This is a genomic window from Pseudomonas sp. IT-P100, from assembly GCF_949767185.1.
GTDB classification, from domain to species: Bacteria; Pseudomonadota; Gammaproteobacteria; order Pseudomonadales; family Pseudomonadaceae; genus Aquipseudomonas; species Aquipseudomonas fluorescens_B.
Genome location: NZ_CATKQK010000012.1, coordinates 1 through 26,761, shown reverse-complemented (window position 1 = coordinate 26,761; position 26,761 = coordinate 1). Strand labels below are relative to the sequence as shown.

Here is a 26,761-nt window from a genome sequence, read left to right as displayed (position 1 = left end):
TCCTCACAGGGTGGCGGGCAGAATCAGTGCGGCGGCATGGCGGCGCAGGAGGATGTCCATCAGGTCGCCCTGGACCTCTCCCAGCAAACCGGTGAAGGCCAGGCCGTCCTGTTTCTGTGGCGCCAGAAAGGTCAAGTCATAGAGTTCCAGGCGCGAGGGTGAAAACACGGCGATGGGGCTGGAACCGTTGCCGATCAGCTTGCCGCCGACCACGGTGAGCGACAGCTTTTCTTCGTAGGGGTCTTCCTTCAGGTCGCGGTCGCTGCCACGCAAATCCTTGATGTGGCCGTAGATCCCGGTCAGGGCATTGGCCATCAGCTCGTTTTCATAAAGCCGCACGCCGGTGCTGTTGCGCACCCGAATGCCGTGCCGGTCATTGTCAGCCGCGCGGTTACGCCACATCAGGTTATTGCCGCTCTCATACACGGTGATGCCGTCGGAGCGATTTTTGTAGGTCTCGTTGTAGGCGAGCAGGTTATTGACGCTGGAACGGTCCAGGACAATGCCGGACAGCTGATTGTTGTAGGTGCGGTTGTAGATGATCCAGCTATCGTTGACCTCGCGCGAGAGGATGATGCCGTGCTTCTTGTGGGTATCGAAGACATCGTTATGGGCAATGATCAGCCGACGCGAACGGTCGTGCGGGTCGATGCCATACACGATGTTTGCGCGATAGGTGTTGCGCAGAATCACCACGTCGTCGGCTTCATAGCAGTAGAAGCCGAAATAGTTGTCGACGAACTGTGAATTGATCAGCCAGCCGGTCGGCTTTTTGCGCTTCATCTTCGGCGCCATGCTCGGGCTGTACTGGGAAATACTCACCCCATAGCTCTTGCTTTCGGTGTAGCCGAAGCTGGTGATGGTGCTGTTGACGATGTAGGTCTCGGTGCCGCCCCAAGAGATGAGAAACGGCCGAAACGCGTCGTCTTTTTTGAACCAGGCCGGGCTGTCGTCTTTCTCGCTCCAGGCGCTGACCTTGGTATCGGTAATAAACAGCTTGCCGTCATTGACCAGGAAGGAACCGCCGTCCTGGGACAAGCGCAGCTCCTTGACAGACTTGTCGATATGCAGTGTTGCCCCGGGACGAATGACGATCGGCAGGCGCGCCAGAAACACCCCCGGCGCGGTTTCGCGCAAGGCGGTCTGTGGCAGGCTGCGCGCCAGTTGCGTCAGGCTCATGTAGCCACGGTCGATGAAGATCGCCACGGGCATTTGCTTCTGGCGCACCACCCATTCCTTGAAGCGATCTTCTCCGCCGATGAACTCGTCGAGCGCGTTTTCCTTGAGCATTGGCTGGATCAAGGCGCGGCCGGCGGGCTTGTAAGCAATCTTCGCCGCGACGGCCTCGGCCGTGTAACCGGACAGGTCGGGCATTTTCGGCTCCTTGATCAGCAACGACGTTCCAGGCGCCTCGCTGATGGTGTAGCGCGGTATCAGGATGTCACCCGCCGCGTTGGCGCCTGCCGTCTGCATCAACAGCATGGCGGCGAGCAACAGTCCTATCTTGACGACACGGTCCATAAGTCTCACTCATCAAAAAGCGCAACCGGGTGTGATTCAGTGCGTGGTTGCCCACGGTGGCATCACCGTGGGCAACGACCTGTTCCTAGATTTTCCAGACAAAATCAATGAACGCCCGATGCATGCTCGAATCGGTGTCATTGGCGTAGGCGTCACCGGGGAAGAACACGCCCAGGCGCAAGCGGATCAGTGCCGACGGCTCGTCGACCCAATCCACCATGCTCGCGGGCAACAGGCCTTGCTTGAAGTACTTGGTCATGACCAGATCGACTTCCTGGCCCAGGTCCTTCTCGCCGTCCACCAGCGCTGCATTGACGATCCCGTCGTCGCCGGTTTGCTGTTCGTCGTCGACCCGCCAGAAGCGGTGGTAGACGAGGCTGGCGTCGTAGTCCTCGCGCATCTGCCAGGAGCCGAACAGCGTCGCCGTCTGAAGGTTGCTCAGTTCACCGCGAAAGGCTTCACCGAAGCGGTGTACGCGCGAACGCGTGCCGGTGAAGTTCGAGCGGTTGCTCTGCAGGCCGGTTTGCTGGTACTGGTTTTCCTGATCGTTGCCACCGCCGTCGCCGCGAGCGGCGGCGGCACCGACACGCCAGCTTTCATCGATGTTCCAGCGCAGGCCCAGGTCCGCCGCCCAGGCGTTGACATCGCCACTGGTGTGCCCCGTCGCGATTCGATCGCCGACGGGGTCGATCACGCTGGTGAGGTTGTCGCGATCACCGGTCAGCCAGGTCGCGGAGGCCCAGTAATTGAGCGGCATCGTCGAGCGGTAGTTGTAGCCGTCACCGTTCGCCTCGAGACCGACCCAGGTCAGGCTGCCGGTGTTGGTCTTGTCGAGCGTATCGACCTGCTCGCCGGGATCGGGCAGGCTGCCGCTGTCCTCTGAGTGATGGACACGCAGGCCTACCCAGTTATTGGGCGTCCATTGTGTGGAGATGTCGGCGAAGACGTGGGAACGGTCTTCATCTTCGGGCGCCAGGTCGTCGAAATCGGTGCGATAGTCGGAAAAGCGTTGGGCGGCGCCGATGTGGGTGCGCAGCAGTGTGGTTTCGAAGGTCCAGTTGAGCGCTTCGATGTTGGTGTCCATCCACTGGCCACTTTCCTCACGCAGACGCTGGCGGCCCAAGCGCAGATGCTCGCCCGGATAGGCAGTGATGCCCGAATAATCAACCCAGAATTCGCGCAGCGCCAGATAGCTGTCATCCGCCTCACGGGTGTTGTTCTGGTCGGCGCCGTTGTTCACCGTATCGGTGTCGATGGTATCCGTCGCGGCCACCGCCTGCGCCATCGTATAGGCACTCCAGTTACCCCATTGGCCAAAGGCCCAGGGGCGCAAATCGATGCCTATATCGTTGAGGGTGCCACCGGATGCCGTGCCAAGGTCCCGGTCGTCTTGCGACTCACCGGTAATCTTCACATCCAGGCCGAAATTCTTCGGCGCCACTTCCGCCGCCAGCACCAGACCGGCGCTGCACATCAGCGAAACTCCCAGACCATAACTAGCCAACAATGCTTGCTTCATAGTAAGTCCTGTCCATTTTCCGGAGTTTGCAGCCTGGCTAAAGCCGCGCCCGTCAAACGGGCCTGGGCTTCTTCCTCAAGCAAGGGCTGCGCGATTTTCTTTTCTGCCGGGGTCATACCCGACTGCAGGGCCGATAGCACAGGTCCTGCGTTGACCACGCCCTGGCGTTGCGCAAGCTGCGCAAAGACAAAAGCGTTGATCCGATTGACCTTGACCCCGCGGGAGTCGGAGAACATGTGGGCCAGGGCCAGATCGGCGTTGGGCGAACCATTGCGGGCCGCCAGCAACAAATGTAGCAGTGCTTTCTGTGGGTCAACCTGGCCGAGATAACCACGACGGTACAATTGGCCCAGGTAGTAGTTCGCCCCGACTTCACCGGCTGCGGCTGCCTTGAGCAAATGCTGTTCAGCCAGGCGCGGATCCTGAGGTAACCATTTGCCGAGGTAATACAGCCGTCCGGTCAGCAGTTCCGCCCGCGGGTCGCCCGCTTCGCGCCCGCGCTGCAGCGCCGAGAGCAATTGCGGCGCGTCGCCTTGGGCGGGGTAGTCGTCGATCAATCGTGCCAGGCTGGTCCAGGCCGGCGGATAGACCGGTGCCAGTTCTTCGAGCAGGCGCTGGGCGCTTTGCGGATCGGCCGGGCCTTCGAGGGCGGGCGAAGACAGCACGCGCGCCACGGACTCGACCCGCAAGGGCGCGACGCGGCCCTCGCGCAAACCCTGGCGCAGCTGCGCCAGCAAGTCCGCTTGCGCCTTGGGCTGGGCACGCATCCGGTTGATGGTCGCCAGCTCCACGTAGCAGGCATCGAGTACCGCCAGCCGAGCCCGGCACAACTGTTCGATCTGCGGCAGGTGGGCGTTATAGGTGCCCTGATTGCGGTAGATCAGAATCTGCGCCAGGTCGGCTTCGGCAATGCCCTGGGCCCGCCAGCTGTCGACTTTCTGCTGCGGATCCACCACCGGCGCCATTCGCGGGTAGCCCAGGTACAGCAACGTCAGCGGCACCACCGCACTGAACTCGCCTTTATCCAGCGCGCCTTCCAGCAGTTGTCGGGCTTCGTGCACTTTCTGGGGATCATTCGGGCTCTGGCGCAGTAACAAACGGCCCAGGCGTGACTGCGCCTTGACCGATCCCGGCGCAGCCTGGCGGTACAAGGCTTCCGCCTCTTTCAGGCTCTGCGGGTCGCCCGCCGAGGCCGTCAAGTCGCCCATTCCGGCCTGGGCGTCGGCATAACCGTCCTCGGCCAGCGCTGCGTAGTTCTTGCGTGCCGTTTCAAAATCGCCGCGCTCCATGGCCTCGCGCGCCAACCCTTGGTCGGGCAGGGTGCCGCAGCCGTGGATCATCGTCAGCGCAGCGGCCAGCGCAGAAAACCGCAGCCCCGATCGCCATGCGCCGTTCATTTTCCGGCCGCCATGACTTTATTCTCCCACGTGTTTTTCACCCAGGTATTGGCTGCCGAGGCACTCTGCACCCAGGCATTGCCCTGCAGCTCTTCGATACTGACTTCCACCGGACGCCCGGCCTGATCGGTTTGCAACGGGCTGTCAGGCTCGATGGTGACCCGCAGGTCGGAGGCGAGGCCGCCGTTGTCCAGCGCCACCGCGGTGATTTTGCCCGTGCGCGGCTGTTCTTCACCGATCAGCTGGAAGTTCACCACCTTGCCAGGCTGGATCTTGGCGAAATTCTTGTAGGGGAAGCGCGCCTCGATGGTTGCCACCCCGTCAATCGGCATCAACTCGTACACCGTGGTGCCCTTGCCGACGACCTGGCCGTCCGGCACCAGTTGCGACACCACCCGGCAATCGCAGGGGCTGGTCAGCGAACCTTGCAGGGTTCGGCTGAACAGGCGCTCGAGATTTTCCGGGGTCGCCTGCCCGGGCGGCAGGTTGCCTTTCATCACATCCAGCAGCGAGGCGGAAAAGGTCGCCAGCGGGGCGCCCTTGGACACCACCGCCCCGACCTTGACCAAAGAGTTAACGCTGCCGTCGCGCGGCAGGCCGATCAACTGGCCGGGCACATTGACCCGCGCCGATTCGGCATGAGTGACGTAGTAAATGCCATACAACTGGTGCACCACATAACCAAAGGCCGCGAGGCCCACGAGAAACATCAGCAGGCTTATCGTGGTCGCCCGCAAGCGCCCGAAAACGCCCATGCCGTGGCCGCTTTCATGTTTTCGCGGCTTGGTGAAGTTGTCGCGTTGCTGGGTCACGAGCATGTCGCCCAGGCTGATCACCCCTCCCGAGAGGTAAGAGGTGATCACATAACGCAAGGCGGAAATCGCACGAGGGCGCAGGTTGTGAAACTCGCAACCTATCCGCCGCCCATCGTCGTTAATCGAGCGCACGACAAACTCCACATCGATGGCAAACCCGAGCGCATCGACCTGGAACACCAGTTTGCCTTTGTGTTGCCGGCCCACGATCAGCGATGTGCCCGGCTGACTCAGGCTGAATCCACCGGCCGACAAGTCGAGCAGCTCGCAATCGAGCGCCTCCCGGTCGGGTCCGTGAAACTTGATTCTCGCCGGCAGGGTCAGCCGCGCATGCTGACGCTGTACCTCCGACTCATGCACGACACTGTCATCGACAGCAACAAAAGCTGTGTTCATAACGCGTTCCTTCCCATCGATTGAGTCTGATCCGGCACGGCCTGCCGATTGCCCTGACACCTGTGCTACACAATCCACATCAGCAGTGCGCAAAACACACTGCCAGCCGAAAACGTCATGGCCCGTGACGACCAGGTATTGAACCAGCGCTGATAGTTGGCCAGTCCGCGGTCGAGTTTGGTTTTCTGGCGCGTCCACGATTGCTGGTCGAGGCGGAAGAACACATAGATTTTCACCATGGCGCCGACCAGCTGGTTGTAATAGAGAATCAGTGGATAAGCCGGCCCGACCGGGTGCCCCGAAGCCAGCAACAGAAGACTCAGGATCAAGCGCGTCACGCCGATCCACAGCACATAGATCAGCAGGTAGGCGAAGCTGTATTTGAGGCTGGCAATGATCGCCACTGAAGGCCCGAGCAGGCTGGCCCACATCGATACGCGTTGGTCCAGCAGCACCAGCGAGGTGAACCAGCCCAACCGCCGCACGCCCAGGTGCAGGGCTCGCGAGTTCTGCCGCAGGTTATTGCCATACCAGCGGAACATCAGCTTGCGGCTGGCCTTCAAGAAACTCTTTTCCGGGGGATGCTCGACGGTGTTGATCGCCGCATCGGGCACATAAAAGGTGTCGTAGCCGAGGCGCATCAGGCTGTACCAACTGGACTTGTCATCGCCGGTCAGGAAGCGGAAACGGCCCAGACGCCAATGCTGCAGATAATCGCGTTCAACGTCCTGGATAAACCCCGGGTCGGTCACCACCTGGGCGCGGAATACCGACATCCGCCCGGTCATTGTCAGCACTCGCTTGCCCAGTGCCATCGAACACATATTGATGTGCCGCTGGGCGAAACGCAGCTTGTGCCATTCGCTCATCAGGTAGCTGCCGCGCACCTCGCAGAACTCATTGGTGGTCAGCCCGCCGACGTTCGGAAACAGCTTGAACCAGGGCACGGTCTTGCGCACCAGTCCGGGTGAAAGCACGGTGTCGCCATCGACCACCGCCACCACCGCGTCGGCATCCGGCACATGCCGGGAGATGGCCCGAAAACCGTGGGCCAGGCCATCGCGCTTCCCCGTGCCGGGAATCCGTACAAAGCTCAGCTTGATCTGCTCCGGTGGGGTATAGCTGTCCCAGAGTGCTTTGATCAGCAGTTCATCGGCCAGCTCGACGATGGAGCAGACCACCGTGGTCGGGTAGCCACAACCGATGGCCTCTTCGATCACCGAGCGGTAAACCTGCGCCGTGGTCAACGCATCGATGCGAAAACTGGTGACCAGCAAAAACACATGGGACGGATCGGCACTGCTGCCGAGCCGGGTGACTTTGCGTCTGTAGTAAGGGAACACCAGATAAAGGAACAGTAACCCCCGAAGGTAGTGGATAGCGCCCATCGAATAACGCCAGATACCGACCGCCCCCAGCAACAGGAGAAAGTCCCTGGATTGGGGATCGAAAACCGAGCGCGGCAGCATCAGTGCAAGCCCCAACAGCGCGGTGACGTAGAACAGCCAGCCCGTCGCTTCGCGCAAATAATTCCTGGAATCAGCCATGCCTGTGACTCCTGTTCGATAAACCCGTATTGCCCGGGGTGCAGTTCGGCGATTCTCTAGCCCTTACCAGCAGATACCTTCGACCCGATCGTCACTGACGTTTGGCATGAAACCCACCAGGTCGACCACGTGCTTGCCTTCGGGCGCCTCAAGCGCAAAGGCTTTGAAGGACTCGTCACCGTTACCCAGAACAATGACCTCTGCCCCCTCGATCACTTTTGTCAGGTCTGCGCGCAACAGCGAAGCCAGGTGTGGAATCTTCGACTCGATGTAGTCCTTGTTGGCCCCGTAGATACGCGCGTATTCCACGTTGCGGTCGAAGATATGCAGGTCGTAGCCCTTGCCGATCAACATTTCGGCCAACTCGACCAGTGGACTTTCGCGCAGGTCATCGGTGCCCGCCTTGAAGCTCAGGCCGAGCAGGGCGATACGCCGTTTGCCGTAACTGGTGATGATGTCGAAGGCTCTTTGTACCTGCGCCGCATTGCTGCGCATGATCGAGGCCAGTAGCGGGTGCTCGACATCCAGTTGCCCGGCGCGATAGTTCAACGCACGCACATCCTTGGGCAGGCAGGAACCGCCGAACGCGAAACCGGGGCGCATGTAATAACGCGACAGGTTGAGTTTGGTGTCCTGGCAGACCACGTCCATCACATCGCGACCGTCCACGCCGACGGCCTTCGCGATATTGCCGATCTCATTGGCGAAGGTCACTTTTGTCGCGTGCCAGACATTGCAGGTGTACTTGATCATCTCCGCCACTTCGATGCTCCTGCGCAGGAGCGGCGCGTCCAGCTCCTGGTAGAGTGCGACGAGCATGTCACCGCTGCGCTGGTCGAATTCACCGATCACGGTCATGGGCGGGCAGTTGTAATCCTTGATTGCAGTACTTTCGCGCAGGAACTCCGGGTTGATCGCCACGCCGAAGTCGACCCCGGCCTTCTTGCCGGAACAGTCTTCAAGAATCGGGATGACCACGTTCTTCACGGTGCCCGGCAGCACTGTGCTGCGCACCACCACCGTATGCCAACTGTCCTTGGTATGCAGGGCTTCGCCGATCTCGCGGCAGACCGACTCGATGTAGACCAGATCCAGATCGCCGTTCTTCTTGCAGGGCGTAGCGACGGCGATGAACGACATATCCGTGTCCATCACGGACGCTTTTACATTACTGGTACCCCGCAGCCGCCCAAACTGCACCCCCTGCTCGAGCAGAGCCTCCAGGCCTGGCTCAACGATGGGCGACTTGCCCTGATTGATCAGGTCGATTTTCACCTGAGAGATATCCACCCCGATTACGTCATGACCGCGAGCACAGAGACAGCCCGCGCATACAGCGCCCACATACCCCAAACCAAATATGCTGATACGCATCGGTGAGTTCCCCATATACCCTGATTCCGAAATGCCATCGACATGCCGCGGACACCGACAGTAACTCTGTCGGACCAACTAATCGGCTGTTTTGTATGGCGTTATACGCGACCCGCACTTGCAGAAATGAGAGTGTAGACAAACATATCAAAAGCACTGTCATTTTTTTTAACAGAAATTTCGAACACTTTTTGTGAACACAATAATTATTAGGATCCCAAAAGAGCGTGCCAAAGCAACAGCCATTTATCGAAAAATAAATTTCAATTAAAACAGGTAGATAGATGATTTATGGCGATTAGTCATAAGAATGGAATGTGATTTTTTGCACCAAAAACAGGCGGTCAATTACATTGGTTTTCCGATGAGCACTGACGCGGTGCAACGCCAGCGTTACAACTTTTTTATCATGTCTTTTGAATTTTTCTTATTGTGTAAAGTTGCTGAGACATGTCAATTTTTGAATGTCTGTTTTATTGGCGCTTATGTAAGGCGTCATAGTAAAAACATTGGAACTACAGAAAATGATCACGCAACAAAAAACCGCATCAGTGCGGTTTTTTGTTTACTCGCTTCGACAATCCGAAGCGGCGCTTAAAGGCTGTTGGCGAGTTTTCCGGTCGAGAGGCGGCGCTTGTAAGCGGTGTCGCGATTGGCCAGCCAATAGTAGAGCGGCGAGGTGATGATCAGGCCCACCAGCCAGGACAAGTCGGCCCCATTGATGTGCTCTGAAATCGGCCCGACATACAGCGGCGTGTTCATGAACGGAATCTGCACCGCAATCCCGATTGCATACGCCAACAACGCCTGCGGGTTGTACCGGCCATAGATCCCGCCATCGACCTTGAAGATCGAATGGATGTCGTACTGACCTTTGTGAATCGCGTAGAAGTCGATCAGGTTGATCGCGGTCCACGGCACCAGCACCACGAGCAGCACCAGCACCATGTCGACGAAATGGCCGATGAAGTTGGCGGAAGCGCCGACGGCGGCGAAGCAGCAGGCGGCGAGGATGATGATCGAGAGGACGGCACGGCTTTTGGCGGTGGGGATCCAGCGGTAGGCGAAGGTCTGGACCAGGGTGATCAGCGACAGCACGGCGCCGTAGAGGTTGAGGGCATTGTGGCTGATGACGCTGAGCAGGAACAGCACGAGCATCAGCGGGCCGATGGAGCCGGTGGCGAGTTTGACGGCGTCCATGGTGTCCATGCCGACGGGGGTGGCGAGCACGGCGACGGCGCCGAAGATGAATGAAAGGCTGGAGCCGAGCACGGTGCCCAGATAAGTCGTCCAGAACGTTGCGGCCACGGGCACGTTGGCCGGCAAGTAACGTGAGTAGTCGGAGACGTACGGCGCGAAGGCGATCTGCCAGAGCGCAGCGAGCGAGACCGTGGCCAGCCAGCCGGAAATGTTGAAGCTGCCACGGGTGAGGAAGTCGGCGGTCTGCACGTGGGTGAAGATGTAGCCGAAGCCGAGCACGATACCGGCGCCGAGCACCCAGGTGCCGATGCGGTTGAGCACGTGGATGAAGCGGTAGCCGATGATGCCGATGATGCCGGAACCCAGGGCGCCGATGACGATGCCCACCGGCACCGGCACGCTGTCGACCACGCCGTGCAGGGACTTGCCGGCGAGGACGATGTTGGAGGCGAAGAAGCCGATGTACATGATGCCGGCGATCAGCACCACCAGCAGGGCGCCGAGGGAGCCGAACTGGGCGCGGCTCTGGATCATTTGTGGAATGCCCATCTGCGGGCCCTGGGCCGAGTGCAGCGCCATGAGCACGCCGCCGACCAGGTGGCCGACGAGGATGGCGACGATTCCCCACACCAGGTTCAGGTGGAACATCTGCACGCCAAGGGCGCCGGTGACGATGGGCAGCGGGGCGATGTTGCCGACGAACCAGAGGGTGAACAGGTCACGGGTTTTGCCGTGGCGATCTTCGGGCGGCACATAGCCGATGGTGTGTTTTTCGATGAGCGGGGCGGAGGTTGTTGCTGCGCTAACCATGACGGACTCCAAGGCAATTTTGAGTACGTGGACGTACTTCGGTAAGCGCCGCGCGGGGGGCGACGCTTTTCTTGTTGGAGTTGATGATGTGCGGTGGATGGGGATAGATAAATTACAAAGATTGTTGGTATAGACGTTAAAAAATGTAGGTCGCAGGGCAGCCGAAAACCCTGTGGGAGCTAGCCTGCCAGCGATAGCGATTTGACAGTCAACACTGATTTGGCTGACAGATCGATATCGCTAGCAGGCTAGCTCCCACAGGGATTTTGGGGTGTTCAGAATTGTGTTATTCGCTGATTGATAGCAGCATCCGTTGCAGCATGGCGTCACAACCGTCCAATTGTTCGAGGCTGACGAATTCGTCCGGTTTGTGCCCTTGATCCATGCTGCCAGGGCCGCACACAACGGTGGGAATGCCAGCGGCGTCGAACAGGCCGCCCTCGGTGCCGAAGGCCACTGTGCCGAACGCTCGGGAGCCGCAGAATGCAGCGATCAACTCAGCCGCCTCGCTGTGTGCATCGGTCACTAATCCGGGGTATGCCGAGAGTTCACTGAAGCGAATCTCACTCTGTTCACTCACCGCACGCATTCGCGGCAGCACCTGCTGCTCGGCATAGGTTTCCAGTTCCCGGGCGACGTCGCTTGGATCATGCGAGGGCAGGGCACGGATCTCGAAATCGAAACGGCAATCGGCGGGTACGATGTTCAAGGCTTTGCCGCCGCCAATCACACCGGCTTGTACCGTGGAAAATGGCGGATCGAAACGCGCGTCGCGGTGCTCGGGCGCTTTGAGCCTGTTGCCGATCCGTCCCAGTTCACCGATCAGTTCGGCGGCATACTCAATGGCATTGACCCCAAGCGGCGCGTACGCCGAATGGCACGCGTGACCCTGGATATCGCAGCGCATCGCCAGTTTGCCCTTATGCCCGAGCACCGGTTTCAGCTCGGTCGGCTCGCCGATGATGCACAGCATCGGTTTGACTGGCCGTTGTTCCAGCGCCGCCAGCAACGAGCGCACGCCGAGGCAGCCGATTTCTTCATCATACGAGAGCGCAATGTGCACCGGCCGTCGCAACGGGGCGTTCACCAACGAAGGAACGAGGGCGAGCACGCAGGCAATGTAGCCTTTCATGTCCGCAGTACCGCGACCGAACAACTTGCCGTCGTGCTCGGTGAGTTCGAACGGCGCGACGGTCCATGGCTGGCCATCGACGGGCACCACGTCGGTGTGCCCCGACAGCACGATGCCCGGCTTGTCCGCCGGGCCGATGGTGGCGAACAGGTTGGCCTTGCTGCGCTGCTCGTTGTAGATCAGTTCGCATGGCACGTCGAAGCTCGCGAGGTAGTCGCGGACAAATTCGATGAGCTGCAGGTTTGATTCGCGGCTCGTGGTGTCGAATGCCACTAACGTCGCCAGCAAATCGTGGCTGGCGCTCATCGGTCGTCTCCGGCGACACCGTACCCTGGGGATTTGTCCGGGGCGAGGGCGCGGTCGATGTAGTCCTGGACTTGCGGGCAGTAGGCAACCCAGAGCTTTTCCAACTGGCCGATGGGATCATCGTCCGCCCAATCGACCCGCAGGTTGATGATCGGCCAGGTCAGTTCGCCGACCACCACCATCGCCGCCGAATGCACCGGCCCGGCTTCGCCACCGGCGGCGATGGCTGCTTTCATCGCGGCGAGCAAGCGGTCGGCCAGTTGCCCTTCGCCGTGTTCGAAGGCTTCAACCATGGCTTCGATCACCGAGCGGTCCGCGAGCATGTTGCCGGCGGCGACGCATTGTTCGCCGGACACGGCGTTGTGGTTACCCAAGGTTTGCGCGCCACTGAAATGAGCGGTCTGGCCAAGGTGGTCAATCGCCGTGATCTGCCGGTATTGGCTGTAGCCATTGCGCGTGAGGACTTTGTCCAGCGCTTCCGCCGGGGCGAGGCCTTGCTCCATCAGGGCGAGGACGTCCGGGCCGAGGGACGGGAGGGTGATGTTCTGTGTGGAGACGGCACCGACACCCGGCAGCAGCCAGGGGCAGCGGGCGCCGACGGCGATGCTGGAGGAACTGATCGCAATGCCGAACTGACCGGTTTCCGGGCAACGGGCGGCGATGGAGAAGGTCATGGGGTTTGCTCCTTGGTTTGCCTTGGCGAATGTGGTGTCTTGGCTGGCCTCTTCGCGGGCAAGCCAGCGATGGCCGCGACGCGGTGTCCCTGCTTACTCGGGAATCACCGCAATCACATCAATCTCCATCAACCACTGCGGTTGCCCCAACGCCGACACCACCAACCCGGTCGAAATCGGAAACACGCCTTTGAGCCACTTGCCGACTTCCTGATACACCGGCTCGCGATACCGCGGATCGATCAGGTACGTGGTGGTTTTGACGATGTGGCTCAGGTCGCTGCCAGCTTCTTCCAGCAATTGCTTGACGTTGCGCATGGCCTGTTCGGCCTGGGCTCGCGGGTCACCGAGACCGACCAGTCTGCCTTCGAAATCCGTCCCGACCTGGCCACGAACATAAACCGTGTTGCCCGCGCGGACGGCTTGGCACAGGTCGTTGTCCAGGCTCTGGTTCGGATAGGTTTCCTTGGTGTTGAACATGCGGATACGGGTATGGGTTGGCGTGGACATTTGTCGCTCCTGGCAGAAAAAGGTTTAAGCACTGACCGTGGTTTTATGGGCGAGCGGGGCTTGGTCAGCCTCGCGTTGCGCCGCGTCGTGGTAGTCGAGGTAGGAACGTTGAATGGCGATGTGATCCGCCACGTATTTGGCATCGTGCCAAACGCCCCAGATGAACGAAGACCCGCGACGCGACTGCCATGGCAGTCCGAGGAAATACACACCCGGTTCGCTCGACACGCCGCGCTGATGCCGTGGTTTGCCCTTGTCGTCGAAGGCGTCAACGGTGAGCCAGCTGTAATCCGTGGCAAAACCGGTGGCCCAGATGATCGAGGTCACGCCGGCCTTGGCCAGGTCGAGTTCAAGAATCGGCTGGGTCACGCATTCCGGGTCGGGGAAGGTGATGCGCGCTTCAGGTTCTTCCGGCAAGTCCAGGCCATTGCGTTCGATGTAAGCGTCGGCGGCGTTGAGCAACGCCAGATAATTCTCGTCGCCGCGTGCCAGGTTCTCCGCCAGGTTCGGTTGGAAAGTCGCCACGCCGCCATTGAATGATTGAGTCAGACCGACCAGCGTCATTCCGCGATGGGCGAGGCCTCGGAAGTCCACAGTGCGGCCGCCATGCGCGCCACTCACCGCGATGGTGACGTGTTCCCGCCCCGGCTTCATCGCCGCCTGGTCCCACTCGCCGAGCACGCCCAGCCACCAGCAGAAATCCCGGTTGCGATAGGCGCGAGGAGGGCGGTCGTGGGCGCCGACGGAGAGGTAAACCTGCTTGCCGGCACGTTGCAGTTCATCGGCGATCTGCACGCCCGACGAGCCGGCGCCGACCACCAGAACAGCGCCTTCAGGCAATTGCTGCGGATTGCGGTAATCGGCGGAGTGAATCTGCAGGAACGGCTGATCCTGCGGCGCAATCGGCGGAATGACCGGACGCTGGAACGGCCCGGTGGCGGCGACCACGCGGTTGGCCTCGATCACACCTTCAGAGGTTTCAATGGTGAAGCCTGGCCGACCGACGTTGCGTTCAACCTTCAGCACATCCACACCGGTGCGGATCGGCGCGTTGAATTTCTTCGCGTAGGCTTCGAAGTAATCGGCGACACGCTCTTTCGGCGCAAACGCATCGGGGCTGAGGTCGTCAAAATCAAGACCCGGAAAGCGGTCATGCCACGCCGGACCATTGGCCACCAGCGAATCCCAGCGCCCGGTGCGCCAGCGCTCGGCAATGCGGTTGCGCTCCAGCACCAGGTGCGGCACGCCCAGTTTGCTCAGGTGTTCACTCATGGCCACGCCAGCCTGACCGGCGCCAACAATCAGCGTATCTGTTTTTGTTTTTTCAGTGGTCATCTCAATACCCTTCGACGTTGGAGTCAGGTCGCGAGCGGCCTGCCATTTCTTGGGCTCAAGACTAGGGATGACCCTGGTATCGGTAAAATATTATTAAGCTGGCATTTGAGTATAAATAACTGAGGCAGAGCGTTTGATTCAGCAGGGCGGTAAACTGGCCGCCACCTTTTTTCCCTCGAACAAGAGATCCCCATGGCGAACCAAGACATCACCTTCACCCCCGATCCCGATGCGGATTCCATCTCCTCCGATGTGGCCGGCTTCAACGGTATCCTGGTCTCCACGCAGATCCCGACCCGCGCCGACGGCAGCCTGGAACTGGGCGACATCACCCTGCAGAGCGAGTGCACGTTGCAGGCATTGAAGGTGGCGCTGGAGCGCGCCGGCAGTTCCATGGACCGGGTCATGCACCTGACCATCTACCTCACCGACATGGCCGACCGCGCCGCGTTCAATGAGGTTTACAAGCGTTTCTTCGCCAAGCCGTGGCCGGTTCGCGCCGCGGTAGGCGTGGCGTCGCTGGCGGTGGAAGGCATGCGTGTGGAAGTGACCGCGATGGCGGCCAAGGGCTGAGTTCGCGGGCGTGAAACACGACCTGTAGGAGCCTGGTTGCTGGCGATCGAGTACGCCTCGGTTTTTCAGGAACACCGCGGTGACGTGAGCGCCAGCAAGCCGACTCCTGCAACGACGGCGCTTTTTCGGAACGCTGTTCGTTACATCGTGTTGCTGGCGGGGGCCAGGTTACCCAGCAACCACTCGATAAAACTCCGCGCCAGGGGATTGTTCTCGCTGTCCCGGTGAGTCAGCAACGCCCAGTTCGGCCCGCGAATGGTTTCCTCTACCAACGGCTGCAGCAATCCGTTGTCACGTGCTTGTCGACTCAATAGCTGACTGACCAGCGCGATCCCAAGCCCTGCGCACGCCGCATCCAGCAGCAACCCGGGGTCGGAAAAATTCAAGCCCTGGTCCTTCTGTCCCACATCGATACCAGCCTCCACGGCCCAATGACTCCAGTCCATTTCCCGCTCTCCGTGAAGGGTCGTGCGCTGTTCGATAGGCACCGCCAGCACATCGGGGTGGCAGGCCGGATAGAGGCGGTCGGCGTGCAGCACCTTGAAACTGCATTCAGCCTGGGAGCTGATGTCATCGCGCACCGCGAGGTCGATGGTCTGGGTGGTCATGTCCGGGACTTCGTCGGTGCTGAAAATCCACAGATCGACTTCCGGATGCTGACGCCGAAAATCCCCCAGCCGTGGCAGCAACCAGTGCCGGGCGAATGTCGGCGTGGTGTTGAGCACCAGTTGGTTGGGTTTCTGGTATTGCCCCAGACGCCGAATGCCAACCGCCAGTTGCTGCAATAACGCCTGGGTAGTGCTGAGCAAATCGTGACCGGCATCGGTCAGGCTGACGCTGCGTCCGCTGCGGAAAAACAGCGGCTGCTCAAGGTACGCCTCTAGGGTTCGAATCTGCTGACTGATCGCTGATTGGGTCAGGTGCAGTTCGTCGGCAGCCTTGTGGAAACTGCCCAGCCGGGCGGCTGCTTCAAAGCCGCGAAGGGTGCTGAGCGGGGGCCAGTGCTTGAGCATATCGATAAGTTCCTCTAATCACTTTTCTGCAAAATCCATCGTTTGTTAGCCCGTTTTTACGGCCGTAGCATGCATGCAAAGACCGCCAAGGTCATTTTCATTGAACACAATGACTTAACTCAAGGGTGCTTGTCATGCAGCAGAACGAACATCAACACACGGGCTGGTGGATGCCGGCAGAATGGGTAAAACACGCCGCGACCTGGATGGTCTGGCCGCACAACCAGGCACTCTGGGAGTCGGGGTGGCGCGTGACCCTGGCGCAAGTACAAAAGAATTTTGCCGGGGTCGCCAACGCCATCGCCCGGTTCGAACCGGTGAAAATGGTGGTCGATCCGTCGGCTGTGGCGAGTGCCCATGCATTGTGCGGACCCAACATCGAGCTGATCGAATTGGCGGTGAACGACAGTTGGTGCCGCGACTCCGGCCCAAGCTTCGTCTGCCACGCGCAACAAGGCCTCGCCGGGGTGAGCTGGCGCTTCAACGCGTGGGGCGGCAAGTCGGCGCACGATCTGGACGAAGGCCTGGCGCGTCGTGCACTCAATCACCTTGGCTTGCCGTGCTTTGGCACACCGCTGAGCAACGAAGGCGGGGCGATTCATGTGGACGGCGAGGGCACGCTGATCACCACCGAGTCGGTGTTGCTCAATCCCAACCGCAATCCCGGGATGAACAAGGCAGAGATGGAGGAGATTTTCACCCGCCTGCTGGGCGTGAAAAAAACCATCTGGCTGCCGGGCGATCCGGACTACGTGACCGGCGACATGACCGACGGCCATGTCGATGGCGTCTGTGCGTTCGCACGCCCCGGCGTATTGCTGGTGGATGCCACTCACGACAAGCAGTCGGTGTATGCCGAAGTGGCCCGAGAAAACCGCCGCGCACTGGAGCTGGCCACCGATGCCCAAGGCCGGAAGTTCGAGCTGATCGAGCTCTATGAAGCCACCGATGCGGTGGACACCGAAGCCGAAGTGTTCTGCGCGTCCTACACCAACTTCTACATCGCCAACGGCGCAATCATCATGCCGGCCTATGGCATCGATGCCGACCAGGTAGCCGCCGAAGTGTTGGCCCAGGCATTCCCGGGACGCGAAGTGGTGCCGGTGCGGATCAATCACCTGGCCCATGGCGGCGGCGGGGTGCATTGCATCACCCAGCAGCAGCCTGCCTGGCCAGTGAAGGGGTGATGCCATGACCTTTATGACGATTGCCACCACCCAAATGCCGTGCACCTGGGACTTGCCCTACAACCTTGATCTTGCCGAACAACTGGTCCGTGAGGCGGCCTCGAAGGGCGCTCAGGTCATCCTGTTGCAGGAGCTCTTCGCCACGCCGTATTTCTGCATCGAGCAAAGCCACAAACACTTGGCGCTGGCCGAAGAATACCGCTACAGCCGCGTACTCAAACGCTTTGCCGCATTGGCCAAGGAGTTGGGCGTGGTGCTGCCGCTGAGCTGGTTCGAGAAAGCCGGCAACGCCTACTTCAATTCCTTGAGCGTGGCCGATGCCGACGGGCGTCTGCTGGGGGTGTACCGCAAAACCCACATCCCCAACGCCATCGGGTATCAGGAGAAGGAATACTTCAGCCCCGGCGATACCGGCTTCCGGGTCTGGGACACCGCGTTCGGGCGCATCGGCGTGGGGATCTGCTGGGACCAGTGGTTTCCCGAGACCGCACGCTGCCTGGCATTGATGGGCGCCGAGGTGTTGCTGTTTCCGACGGCGATCGGCTCTGAACCTGGCTGCGCAGCGCTGGATTCACGGGATCACTGGCAGATGACGATGCGTGGTCACGCGGCGGCGAACATCTTGCCGGTGGTGGCGGCCAATCGCGTCGGTCGAGAAGTGGCGACCACCGATCCGACCCTGCAAATGAGCTTCTACGGCTCGTCCTTCATCTGCAACCACAAGGGCAAATTGCTCGCCGAGGCCGACCGCGACAGCACCGGCGTGCTGGTGCACAGCCTCGACCTGGCCGCCATGCGCGAAGAACGCCTGAGCTGGGGCATCTACCGAGACCGGCGCCCGGACATGTACGGCGCGTTGTTGAGTCAGGACGGTCGTCACCTTCATGCACGCTGGAACACTCAAGGAGTTTGATATGCGCATTCCGCACACGCTGTTGCTCGGCGCCTTGGGCCTGGCACTGGCCTCGTCATCGCTGCACGCCGAAGAGAAAACCCTCAGGTTGTACAACTGGGCCGATTATTTTGCCGAAGACACCCTGACGCGATTCACCGCCGAGACCGGCATCCAGGTGATTTACGACGTCATGGATGGCAGCGAAACACTGGAGGCCAAGATGCTCGCCGGCGGCAGCGGTTATGACCTGATCTTCCCCGGCGATACGGTGGCGGAACGCTTGATGCGCGCCGGGAGCCTGCTGCCGCTGGACCGATCAAAGCTCACCTCCCTGGATGACATCGAGCCCGGTTTGCAGAAGCTGCGCCGGCAATATGAAACCTCGAGTCAGGCTACCGTGCCTTACACCTGGGGCACCATCGGCCTGACCTACAATAATGAGCAGATCAAACAGCGCGTGCCGAATGCGCCGGTCAACAGCCTCGACATGTTGTTCAAACCGGAACTGGCCGGCCAGTTGGCCGACTGCGGTATCTCGATGATCGACTCGCCGGATGAAGTGCTCGCCGTCGTGCTCAATTATCTGGGCCGTGAGCCGCGCAGCGCCAAACCCGAAGACCTCGCGGCGGCGAGTGAACTGCTGATGAAACTGCGCCCGCACATTCGCAAGTTCCAGTCGCAACCGGTAACCGATCTGGTGAACGGCAACCTGTGCGTGTCGCTCGGTTACAGCGGCGACATGACCCAGGCGCAGAGGACGTCAGACAGTGCCGGCAAGCACACGAAGTTCGAGTACCGCATTCCCCGCGAAGGCACCACGGTGTGGATGGACACCATGGCCATTCCGGTCGACGCCAAACATCCGGAATACGCCTACGCGTTCATCAACTTCGTCATGCGTCCGGAGAACATGGCGGCCATCAGTAACTTCACCGGCTACCCGACATCCAACGCCAAGGCACGCCCGAGCGTCGATGCGACGATGCGCAACAACCCGGACATCTATCTGGATGAAGCCACTTATGCGCGGCTGATACCGGGCAAGGACATTCCGCAGTCCGACATGCGCGCACGGATGCGCACCTGGACCAAATTCAAGACGGCCACGGCGAAATGAGCCAATTTTCAAAGGATCACTGCATGTCGACGCGTCGTGAGTTCATCAAACAGGTATCGGTATTGGCGGGTGTGGGGGCTGCAGCGTCTTTCGGATTGGGTCTGACGCCCCTGCAAGTACACGCGGCGGCGCAGGGCAGTTGGCGGATGCCCGATGAGGGTGACCGGCACGCACAAGCGTTCATCGCCTTTGGCGCGCAAGAGGCCATCTGGGAAGACTTCACGGGTGATGTGCAAGCGGCGCTTGGCGGGATTGCGCGGACCATCGCCCGCTATGAGCCGGTGACCGTTTTCTGCCGCCCGCTCGAGCGGAGCCTGGCGCAGGAACATTGCGGTACTGCCAATATTACTTATGTCACCACCGAACTCGACGACATCTGGATGCGCGACACCGGCGCCAACTTCGTCATCGACGGGCAGGGTGGACTCGGCGCCGTGGATTTCAATTTCAACGGCTGGGGCGAAAAACAGCAGCATGCCCACGATGCGCATCTGGCGGCTCAAGTGGCCGACACGGCGGATGCCCATTATCTGCGCAGCGAATTGGTGGGCGAGGGTGGCGGCATCGAAGTGGATGGCCACGGTACCGGGATCATGACCGAGAGCAGCTGGATCAACCGCAATCGCAACCCTGACTGGAGCAAGGCCGACGTCGAGCAAGAACTGAAAGACCGGCTCGGCCTGCGCAAGATCATTTGGCTGCCAGGTATAAAAGGAAAAGACATCACCGATGCCCATGTGGATTTCTACGCCCGCTTCGTGAAACCCGGCGTTGTGATCGCCAGCCTCGACAACGACCCTGAGTCCTACGACTACAACGTCACGCGGGCCCATCTGGATATTCTGAAAAATGCCACGGATGCCGAGGGTCGAAAACTGCAGGTCCATACCGTGTCGCCACCGCTCAATCCGCGAAAGAGTCAATTCAGTCGAAACAACCCGGATTTTGCGGCTGGCTACATCAACTACTTCGTGATCAACGGCGCGGTCATTGCGCCGGAGTTTGGTGACAAGGTGGCAGATGCCAAGGCGTTTGCAGTGTTATCCGGGCTCTATCCGGATCGTGAGGTGGTGCAACTGAACATCGACGCCATTTCCGCCGGGGGTGGCGGTATACATTGTGTGACCAGTCATCAGCCGTTGGTTTAGTCTGGACGTTCCACTGCTTGAATCTGGTCTGGAGCGTTGCATGAAGGTTGGCGTGATTTCCGATACCCATGGTTTGCTCCGCCCTGAGGCGCTTGCCGCGCTGGAGGGGTGTGAGCGGATCATTCATGCGGGCGACATCGGCAGCGTCGATATTCTCGATCAACTGGCGTTGATCGCTCCCCTGCATGTCGTGCGCGGGAACAATGACCTGGACGCTCCTTGGGCCGAACATATCGCAGATAATTTGCGTTTCGATCTCAACGGGTGGGGGACGTTGCTGGTGCACGACATCGCCGATGTCCCGGTCGTACTCGATGCGGCCATCAAGCTGATAGTCACCGGCCATTCGCACAAGCCACTCGTGGAATGGCGTGGCGAACGGCTCTACCTCAATCCCGGCAGTGCGGGACGCAGACGCTTCAAATTGCCGGTGACGCTGGCGCTACTGGAGGTATTGGAGACGGCAATAGCGCCACGTCTGGTTTCCCTGCTGGAGTGAGTCTCGCAAAAACAAACGGCTCGTAAAACGAGCCGTCGTTGTGAGGAGGCTTAGCGGGGAAAGGTCAGATCAACCTCACAGGTGATCCGCATCAATCACGGCCTTGGCGAACGCCTTCGGATCTTCCTGCGGCAGGTTGTGACCGATGCCACCGTTGATCAGCCGGAACTCGTATTTACCGGTGAAGCGCTTGGCGTAGTCCTCGGGATTAGGGTGCGGCGCGCCGTTGGCATCGCCTTCAAGCGTGATGGTCGGCACGCTGATGGACGGCGCAGTGGCCAGTTTCTGCTCCAGCGCTTCGTATTGAGGCTCGCCCTGCACCATGCCCAGGCGCCAGCGGTAGTTGTACACGGTGATCTCGACGTGGTCCGGGTTCTCCAGCGCCTTGGCGCTGCGGTCGAACGTCGCGTCATCGAACGCCCATTTCGGCGAAGCCAGCTGCCAGATCAACTTGGCGAAGTCGTGGGTGTTTTTCTCGTACCCGGCACGACCGCGGTCGGTGGCGAAGTAGAACTGATACCACCACTGCAATTCAGCCTTGGGTGGCAGCGGGTTTTTACCGGCCGCCTGGTTACCGATCAGGTAACCGCTGACCGAGACCAGCGCCTTGACCCGTTCTGGCCACAACGCCGATACGATGTCGGCGGAACGTGCGCCCCAGTCATAGCCACCGAGCACGGCTTGTTTGATCTTCAGCGCATCCATGAAGTCGATGACGTCGCTGGCCAGCGCAGCCGGTTGGCCGTTGCGCACGGCTTTCTCGGACAGGAAATGGGTATCGCCATAACCACGCGCATACGGCATCAGCACTCGATAGCCCTTCGCGGCCAGCAACGGTGCGACCTCGTCATAACTGTGAATGTCGTAAGGCCAGCCGTGCAGAAGAATCACCACCGGTCCGTCGGCCGGGCCGGTTTCGGCGTAAGCCACATCCAGCAGTCCGGCCTTGATGTGCTTCAGTGGGCCGAATGGGGAGGGGGTTGTGTAAGTGACGTCAGCCTTGATCGCGGCGGGTTGTGCAACGGTGGTCGATTGGGCGTTGGCTGCACCGATAGCGCCAAACAGGGCGAGCGCGAGCATCGATGAGCCGACCAGACGGCGGTGGGTTTTAGCGTTTTTGTTTTGCAGTGCCATCTTCATCCTGATGTCTCCGTTGCAAGCCATTGGCCAGGGGGTCTGGCTGATCCCCTTGAAACCGTGTGTGCATTTGAACGCGATGACGTATCTGGGCTGTGTCGAATCGGCGGCCGGGTGAAAACTCATGTATCAGGAGGGTAGACAGATACACAGTGATACAAAGAGGCGAATCAGTCGGCGTTGGTCAGATCTGTTCCAGCAACCAGCTGCGGAACGCGATCAGCGACGGCAGCCTTTCGTTGCGCGGTGGATAGGTCAGGTAGTAACTGCGTTGACTGGCGAAGGGCAGGCCGAGGCTGATCAGCTCGGCGTTGGCCAGCTCGTCGGTCACCAGGATGCGCGGCACCAGACCGATGCCGATGCCGGCCCTGACGGCCTGGATCAAGTGCGAGGTGAGTTCGAAACTCGGTCCCAGGCGCATCATTCGATGGGGCAGGCCGTGGTGGCTGAACCACTCGCCCCAGACGTTGGCATTGTTCGCGACGTTGAGCAGCGTCTGTCCGCCAATGCGTTCCGGGGTCCAGGTGTCATGGGCCTCGGCCGCTTGCGGCGACATGATCACCATCAACTCTTCCGTGTGCAGACGATGGCTGATCAGGCCTGGCAGGTCGGCATTGCCGACGACGATCGCGGCATCGATGCCGCTGGTTTCGAAGTCGATCGCATCGATCCGGGAACTGATGTGCACCAGCATGCCGGGATGGGTTTTGTAGAAATCGTGAAGACGCGGCAGTAGCCACTTCGAGCCGAACGTTGGCAGGGTGGCCAGGCGCAAGGTTCCGCTGCCCGATTGATACGCCATCGCCTGTAACGTGGCGCTGCGGATGCGTCCGAGCGCGTCACTCATTTCCCGCTGATAGAGGCGGCCGACATCGGTCAACTGCACTTGCCGGCCTTCACGGCGAAACAGCGTCAGGCCCAGTTGTTGCTCCAGCGCCTGGACTTGCCGGCTGACGGCGCTTTGGGTCAGTGAGAGTTCCATCGCGGCGCGGGTGTAGCTTTCATGCCGGGCGGCGGCTTCAAAGGCCAGCAGCAACGACATGGAGGGAGTGAGGTGGCGGTAATTCATTCGTAAAAGTCATCGATAGCGGCAGGATTATCCGTTTGTCCGGCGCCACAGCCTGCAGGATCATTGGCGCAGCCGACGACCTGAGGCTGACCGATTAATGCTCAGGCGACAAGTGTTTTGATTTTTTCGTGTTAGACCTACAAGAGAACATTTTGCGATGATCGCCCAGCTGCCTACGGATGCCCTCGCTGCACAGTACCCGGAATTTCTTCAAGCCCTGCGTGCCAGCGGCTTCCGCGGTCAGCTCAGTGCCGACTACGCCACCCGTACCGTGCTGGCAACGGACAACTCGATTTATCAGCGCCTGCCGCAAGCAGCGGTATTCCCGCTGGACGCCGACGACATCGTGCGCATCGCTGCATTGATGGCCGAACCGCGCTTTCGCCAGATCAAGCTGACCCCGCGTGGCGGCGGCACCGGCACCAACGGCCAGTCGTTGACCGATGGCATCGTGGTCGACTTGTCGCGGCACATGAACACAATTCTTGAAATCAACGTCGCCGAGCGTTGGGTGCGAGTGCAGGCCGGCGTGGTCAAGGATCAGCTCAATGCCGCGCTCAAGCCCCATGGCCTGTTCTTCGCACCGGAGCTGTCAACGTCCAACCGTGCCACCGTGGGTGGCATGATCAACACTGATGCCAGCGGCCAGGGCAGTTGCACCTACGGCAAGACCCGCGATCATGTGCTGGAACTGCACAGCGTGCTGCTCGGTGGTGAGCGCTTGCACAGCCATCCGCTGTCCGTCTCTGAGTTGGAGGCAGCCTGCGCACAGCCCGGCCGCATCGGCGAGGTGTACCGCACCGCGCGCCAGATACAGGAAACCCAGGCCGACCTGATCGAGTCGATATTCCCCAAACTCAATCGCTGCCTGACCGGTTACGATCTGGCGCACTTGCGCGACGAGCGCGGGCGTTTCAACCTCAATAGCGTGCTGTGCGGCGCGGAAGGTTCGTTGGGCTACATCGTCGAGGCCAAGCTGAGCGTGCTGCCGATTCCCAGGTATTCGGTATTGGTGAATGTGCGCTACAGCAGCTTCATGGATGCGCTGCGCGACGCCAACGCGTTACTGGCGCACAAGCCGCTGTCCATCGAGACGGTGGACTCCAAAGTATTGATGCTGGCGATGAAAGACATCGTCTGGCACAGCGTCGCCGAGTATTTTCCGACGGACGCCGAGTGCCCGACGCTGGGCATCAATCTGGTCGAGTTCAGCGGGGAAGACCTGACGGACGTGAACGCTCGAGTGGCGTCGTTCGTCGAGCATCTGCAGGCCGACACGACCATCGAGCGGCTGGGCCACACGCTGGCCGAGGGTGCCGAGGCGGTGACCCGTGTCTACGCCATGCGTAAACGTTCCGTCGGGCTGTTGGGCAACGTCGAAGGTGAGGTTCGGCCGCAGCCTTTCGTTGAAGACACCGCCGTGCCGCCGGAGAAGCTGGCCGACTACATCACTGAGTTTCGTGCGTTGCTCGACAGCTATGGTCTGACTTACGGCATGTTCGGTCACGTCGATGCCGGCGTGTTGCATGTGCGCCCGGCGCTGGACATGAAAGATCCGGCCCAGGCCGCGCTGGTCAAACCGATTTCCGATGCCGTGGCCGAGCTGACGCGACGTTATGGCGGACTGCTGTGGGGTGAGCACGGCAAGGGCTTGCGCTCGGAATATGTCCCCGAGTTTTTTGGCGAACTGTACCCGGCGCTGCAATCGCTCAAGGGCGCGTTCGACCCGCACAATCAGCTCAACCCCGGCAAAATCTGCACACCACCGGATGCTGCCCAAGGCTTGCTCAAGGTCAACGAAGTCACGCTGCGCGGTGATCTGGATCGGCAAATCGACGAGCGCGTGTGGCAAAGTTTCGGCACCGCCATGCACTGCAACGGTAACGGCGCCTGCTACAACTACGATCCCAACGATGCGATGTGCCCGTCGTGGAAAGCCACCCGTGAACGCCAGCATTCACCGAAAGGCAGGGCGTCATTGATTCGCGAATGGTTGCGCCTGCAGGGTGCGGCCAATATTGATGTACTGGAAGCGGCCCGGGGCAAGTTGTCGTGGTTGAGCGGGTTGCCAGCGCGGTTGCGTAACAACCTGGCGCGTTCGCGGGGGGAGGCGGATTTCTCCCACGAGGTGTACGACGCGATGGCGGGCTGTCTGGCCTGTAAATCCTGTGCAGGGCAATGCCCGGTCAAGGTCAACGTCCCGGAATTCAGATCGCGTTTTCTGGAGCTGTATCACGGTCGCTATCAACGTCCGCTTCGTGACTACCTGATCGGTTCGCTGGAGTTCACCATTCCCTATATGGCCTACGCGCCGGGCCTGTACAACGCAGTGATGGGCGCGAAATGGATGAGCCGCCTGCTTGAGCGACGCGTCGGCATGCTCGACAGTCCGTTGATCAGCCGTTACGACTTGCAGGCGACGTTGACCCGCTGCAACGTCGTTGTCGCTAGCGTGCCGGCCCTGCGCGAACTGACCGCTGCGCAACGTCAGCGTAGCGTGGTGTTGGTTCAAGATGCCTTCACCCGTTACTTCGAAACCCCATTGCTGGCGAGCTTTATCGAGTTGGCGCACCAGTTGGGTTATCGGATTTTCTTGGCGCCCTACAGCGCCAACGGCAAGCCTTTGCACGTACAGGGCTTCCTCGGCGCATTCGCCAGGGCAGCGATCCGCAACGCCAGTCAGCTCAAGGCGCTGGCTGACTGTGAAGTACCGCTGGTGGGGTTGGACCCGGCGATGACGCTGGTCTATCGCCAGGAATATCAGAAAGTGCCGGGGCTCAATGCGTGTCCGAAGGTTCTGCTGCCCCAGGAGTGGCTCTTTGATGTGCTGCCTGAAAAGTCTCATCCCGCCCCACAGACATTCCGTTTGCTGGCGCACTGCACCGAGAAGACCAACGTCCCGGCCAGTACTTCGCAATGGGAAGCGGTGTTTGCCCGGCTCGGGCTCAAGCTGGTGACCGAGGCGACGGGCTGTTGCGGGATGTCCGGGACCTACGGCCATGAAGCGCGAAATCAGGACACTTCGCGGACCATTTTCGAACAGTCATGGGCGGGCAAGCTGGACAAGGCGGGCGAAGCGCTGGCGACGGGGTACTCGTGCCGAAGCCAGGTCAAGCGCCTGGCCAGCAAGCAACTGCGCCATCCGCTGGAAGTGGTGTTGGAGCATGCGCGCCTTAAATGAAAGGACTTGAGTCGTCCTTTGGGCCGTCAAGTGGCTGTCGAAACGCTGGCCTGCTCTTCTTTCTCGGGAGCAGCAGGCCATGCATTGATGACCGACTGCAGGAACTGCTCGGACAACTCAGGGTTGTCCAGCGCCCTGGCAATCAGCATCGCTCCCGCGATCGACGACGAGGGTGGGACAGTGGAGGCAAAAAAAGGTGTAGCAACGAACGGATGCTGACTTGGTCTGGTTCCTTGATAAGGAAAAGAATTTTGAGGCGGGGGGTTGACCACGTATTTTAATCCTGTACTATTCGCCTCCCGCTAGCGAGCAGATCAATGTTTGCCTGGCTTAAGTAGTTGATTTCATTAGTGAAATTAGAAACTTTTAAGGTTGCTACATGAGGTCGCTTGCTGTAGGATGCGCA

General features: G+C 60.3%; 21 protein-coding genes and 1 pseudogene. 7 read left to right on the top strand and 15 right to left on the bottom strand.

Annotation, left to right across the window (positions count from 1 at the left end; translation table 11 throughout):
• Positions 1-3 precede the first annotated feature (3 nt).
• The 11 genes from algG to ACM6IQ_RS13035 all read right to left on the bottom strand — a co-directional run bounded on the left by algG (position 4) and on the right by ACM6IQ_RS13035 (position 14,536).
• Complete coding sequence (algG, locus tag ACM6IQ_RS13085; RefSeq protein ID WP_414879010.1) at positions 4-1,521, bottom strand: mannuronan 5-epimerase AlgG; 1,518 nt, start codon at positions 1,519-1,521, stop codon at positions 4-6.
• 85 nt (positions 1,522-1,606) lie between these two features.
• Entirely contained in the window at positions 1,607-2,995 is a 1,389-nt protein-coding gene (locus ACM6IQ_RS13080; RefSeq protein ID WP_414879065.1) for an alginate export family protein, read from the bottom strand.
• A 41-nt stretch (positions 2,996-3,036) separates the two neighbouring features.
• The gene (locus ACM6IQ_RS13075) at positions 3,037-4,437 is read right to left on the bottom strand and encodes an alginate biosynthesis protein AlgK (RefSeq protein WP_414879009.1); all 1,401 of its coding nucleotides are present in this window, start codon (positions 4,435-4,437) and stop codon (positions 3,037-3,039) included.
• A complete protein-coding gene (locus ACM6IQ_RS13070) occupies positions 4,434-5,648 on the bottom strand; it encodes an HlyD family efflux transporter periplasmic adaptor subunit (protein WP_414879008.1) in 1,215 nt (404 codons plus the stop codon). Before ACM6IQ_RS13070 ends, ACM6IQ_RS13075 begins: the two co-directional genes overlap by 4 nt.
• Before the next feature lie 65 nt (positions 5,649-5,713).
• Positions 5,714-7,195: a glycosyltransferase family 2 protein gene (locus tag ACM6IQ_RS13065; RefSeq protein ID WP_414879007.1), complete on the bottom strand. Its 1,482-nt coding sequence runs from the start codon at positions 7,193-7,195 to the stop codon at positions 5,714-5,716.
• Between the two features lie 63 nt (positions 7,196-7,258).
• Positions 7,259-8,569, bottom strand: coding sequence for a nucleotide sugar dehydrogenase (locus ACM6IQ_RS13060; RefSeq protein WP_414879006.1), 1,311 nt, complete (start codon positions 8,567-8,569; stop codon positions 7,259-7,261).
• A 594-nt stretch (positions 8,570-9,163) separates the two neighbouring features.
• A complete protein-coding gene (locus ACM6IQ_RS13055; protein WP_414879005.1) occupies positions 9,164-10,579 on the bottom strand; it encodes a purine-cytosine permease family protein in 1,416 nt (471 codons plus the stop codon).
• 286 nt (positions 10,580-10,865) lie between these two features.
• On the bottom strand, positions 10,866-12,017 hold the full coding sequence (argE, locus tag ACM6IQ_RS13050) for an acetylornithine deacetylase (RefSeq protein WP_414879004.1): 1,152 nt from the start codon (positions 12,015-12,017) through the stop codon (positions 10,866-10,868).
• Positions 12,014-12,691, bottom strand: coding sequence for a DUF1028 domain-containing protein (locus tag ACM6IQ_RS13045; protein ID WP_017338214.1), 678 nt, complete (start codon positions 12,689-12,691; stop codon positions 12,014-12,016). Before ACM6IQ_RS13045 ends, argE begins: the two co-directional genes overlap by 4 nt.
• 93 nt (positions 12,692-12,784) lie before the next feature.
• Positions 12,785-13,201 (bottom strand): RidA family protein, encoded by a 417-nt coding sequence (locus tag ACM6IQ_RS13040; RefSeq protein WP_017338215.1) that lies wholly within the window; start codon positions 13,199-13,201, stop codon positions 12,785-12,787.
• A 24-nt stretch (positions 13,202-13,225) separates the two neighbouring features.
• A complete protein-coding gene (locus ACM6IQ_RS13035) occupies positions 13,226-14,536 on the bottom strand; it encodes a flavin-containing monooxygenase (RefSeq protein ID WP_414879003.1) in 1,311 nt (436 codons plus the stop codon).
• A gap of 192 nt (positions 14,537-14,728) precedes the next feature.
• Here ACM6IQ_RS13035 and ACM6IQ_RS13030 point away from each other — a divergent pair, with 192 nt between their 5' ends.
• Positions 14,729-15,109, top strand: coding sequence for a RidA family protein (locus ACM6IQ_RS13030; RefSeq protein WP_008027160.1), 381 nt, complete (start codon positions 14,729-14,731; stop codon positions 15,107-15,109).
• A gap of 140 nt (positions 15,110-15,249) precedes the next feature.
• Here ACM6IQ_RS13030 and ACM6IQ_RS13025 read toward each other — a convergent pair whose 3' ends face one another.
• On the bottom strand, positions 15,250-16,122 hold the full coding sequence (locus tag ACM6IQ_RS13025; protein WP_414879002.1) for a LysR substrate-binding domain-containing protein: 873 nt from the start codon (positions 16,120-16,122) through the stop codon (positions 15,250-15,252).
• Between the two features lie 134 nt (positions 16,123-16,256).
• On the opposite strand from ACM6IQ_RS13025, the gene ACM6IQ_RS13020 reads away from it, so the two are divergent.
• The 5 genes from ACM6IQ_RS13020 to ACM6IQ_RS13000 are packed head-to-tail and all read left to right on the top strand — an operon-like array spanning position 16,257 to position 20,968.
• On the top strand, positions 16,257-17,309 hold the full coding sequence (locus ACM6IQ_RS13020; protein WP_414879001.1) for an agmatine deiminase family protein: 1,053 nt from the start codon (positions 16,257-16,259) through the stop codon (positions 17,307-17,309).
• A gap of 4 nt (positions 17,310-17,313) precedes the next feature.
• Positions 17,314-18,222 (top strand): N-carbamoylputrescine amidase, encoded by a 909-nt coding sequence (gene aguB, locus ACM6IQ_RS13015; protein ID WP_414879000.1) that lies wholly within the window; start codon positions 17,314-17,316, stop codon positions 18,220-18,222.
• Between the two features lies 1 nt (position 18,223).
• Positions 18,224-19,321 (top strand): extracellular solute-binding protein, encoded by a 1,098-nt coding sequence (locus ACM6IQ_RS13010; protein ID WP_414878999.1) that lies wholly within the window; start codon positions 18,224-18,226, stop codon positions 19,319-19,321.
• A gap of 23 nt (positions 19,322-19,344) precedes the next feature.
• Entirely contained in the window at positions 19,345-20,469 is a 1,125-nt protein-coding gene (locus tag ACM6IQ_RS13005) for an agmatine deiminase family protein (protein WP_414878998.1), read from the top strand.
• Positions 20,470-20,509: 40 nt separating this feature from the next.
• Positions 20,510-20,968: a metallophosphoesterase family protein gene (locus ACM6IQ_RS13000; RefSeq protein WP_017338224.1), complete on the top strand. Its 459-nt coding sequence runs from the start codon at positions 20,510-20,512 to the stop codon at positions 20,966-20,968.
• 75 nt (positions 20,969-21,043) lie between these two features.
• On the opposite strand, the gene ACM6IQ_RS12995 is transcribed toward ACM6IQ_RS13000, so the two are convergent.
• The gene (locus ACM6IQ_RS12995) at positions 21,044-22,108 is read right to left on the bottom strand and encodes an alpha/beta fold hydrolase (protein ID WP_414878997.1); all 1,065 of its coding nucleotides are present in this window, start codon (positions 22,106-22,108) and stop codon (positions 21,044-21,046) included.
• A gap of 181 nt (positions 22,109-22,289) precedes the next feature.
• Entirely contained in the window at positions 22,290-23,174 is an 885-nt protein-coding gene (locus tag ACM6IQ_RS12990) for a LysR substrate-binding domain-containing protein (RefSeq protein WP_414878996.1), read from the bottom strand.
• Between the two features lie 157 nt (positions 23,175-23,331).
• On the opposite strand from ACM6IQ_RS12990, the gene ACM6IQ_RS12985 reads away from it, so the two are divergent.
• On the top strand, positions 23,332-26,355 hold the full coding sequence (locus ACM6IQ_RS12985) for an FAD-binding and (Fe-S)-binding domain-containing protein (RefSeq protein ID WP_414878995.1): 3,024 nt from the start codon (positions 23,332-23,334) through the stop codon (positions 26,353-26,355).
• 26 nt (positions 26,356-26,381) lie between these two features.
• Here the strand turns inward: ACM6IQ_RS12985 and ACM6IQ_RS12980 are convergent.
• Positions 26,382-26,522, bottom strand: a pseudogene (locus ACM6IQ_RS12980) (TetR/AcrR family transcriptional regulator); the annotation flags it as partial.
• Between the last annotated feature and the right edge of the window lie 239 nt (positions 26,523-26,761).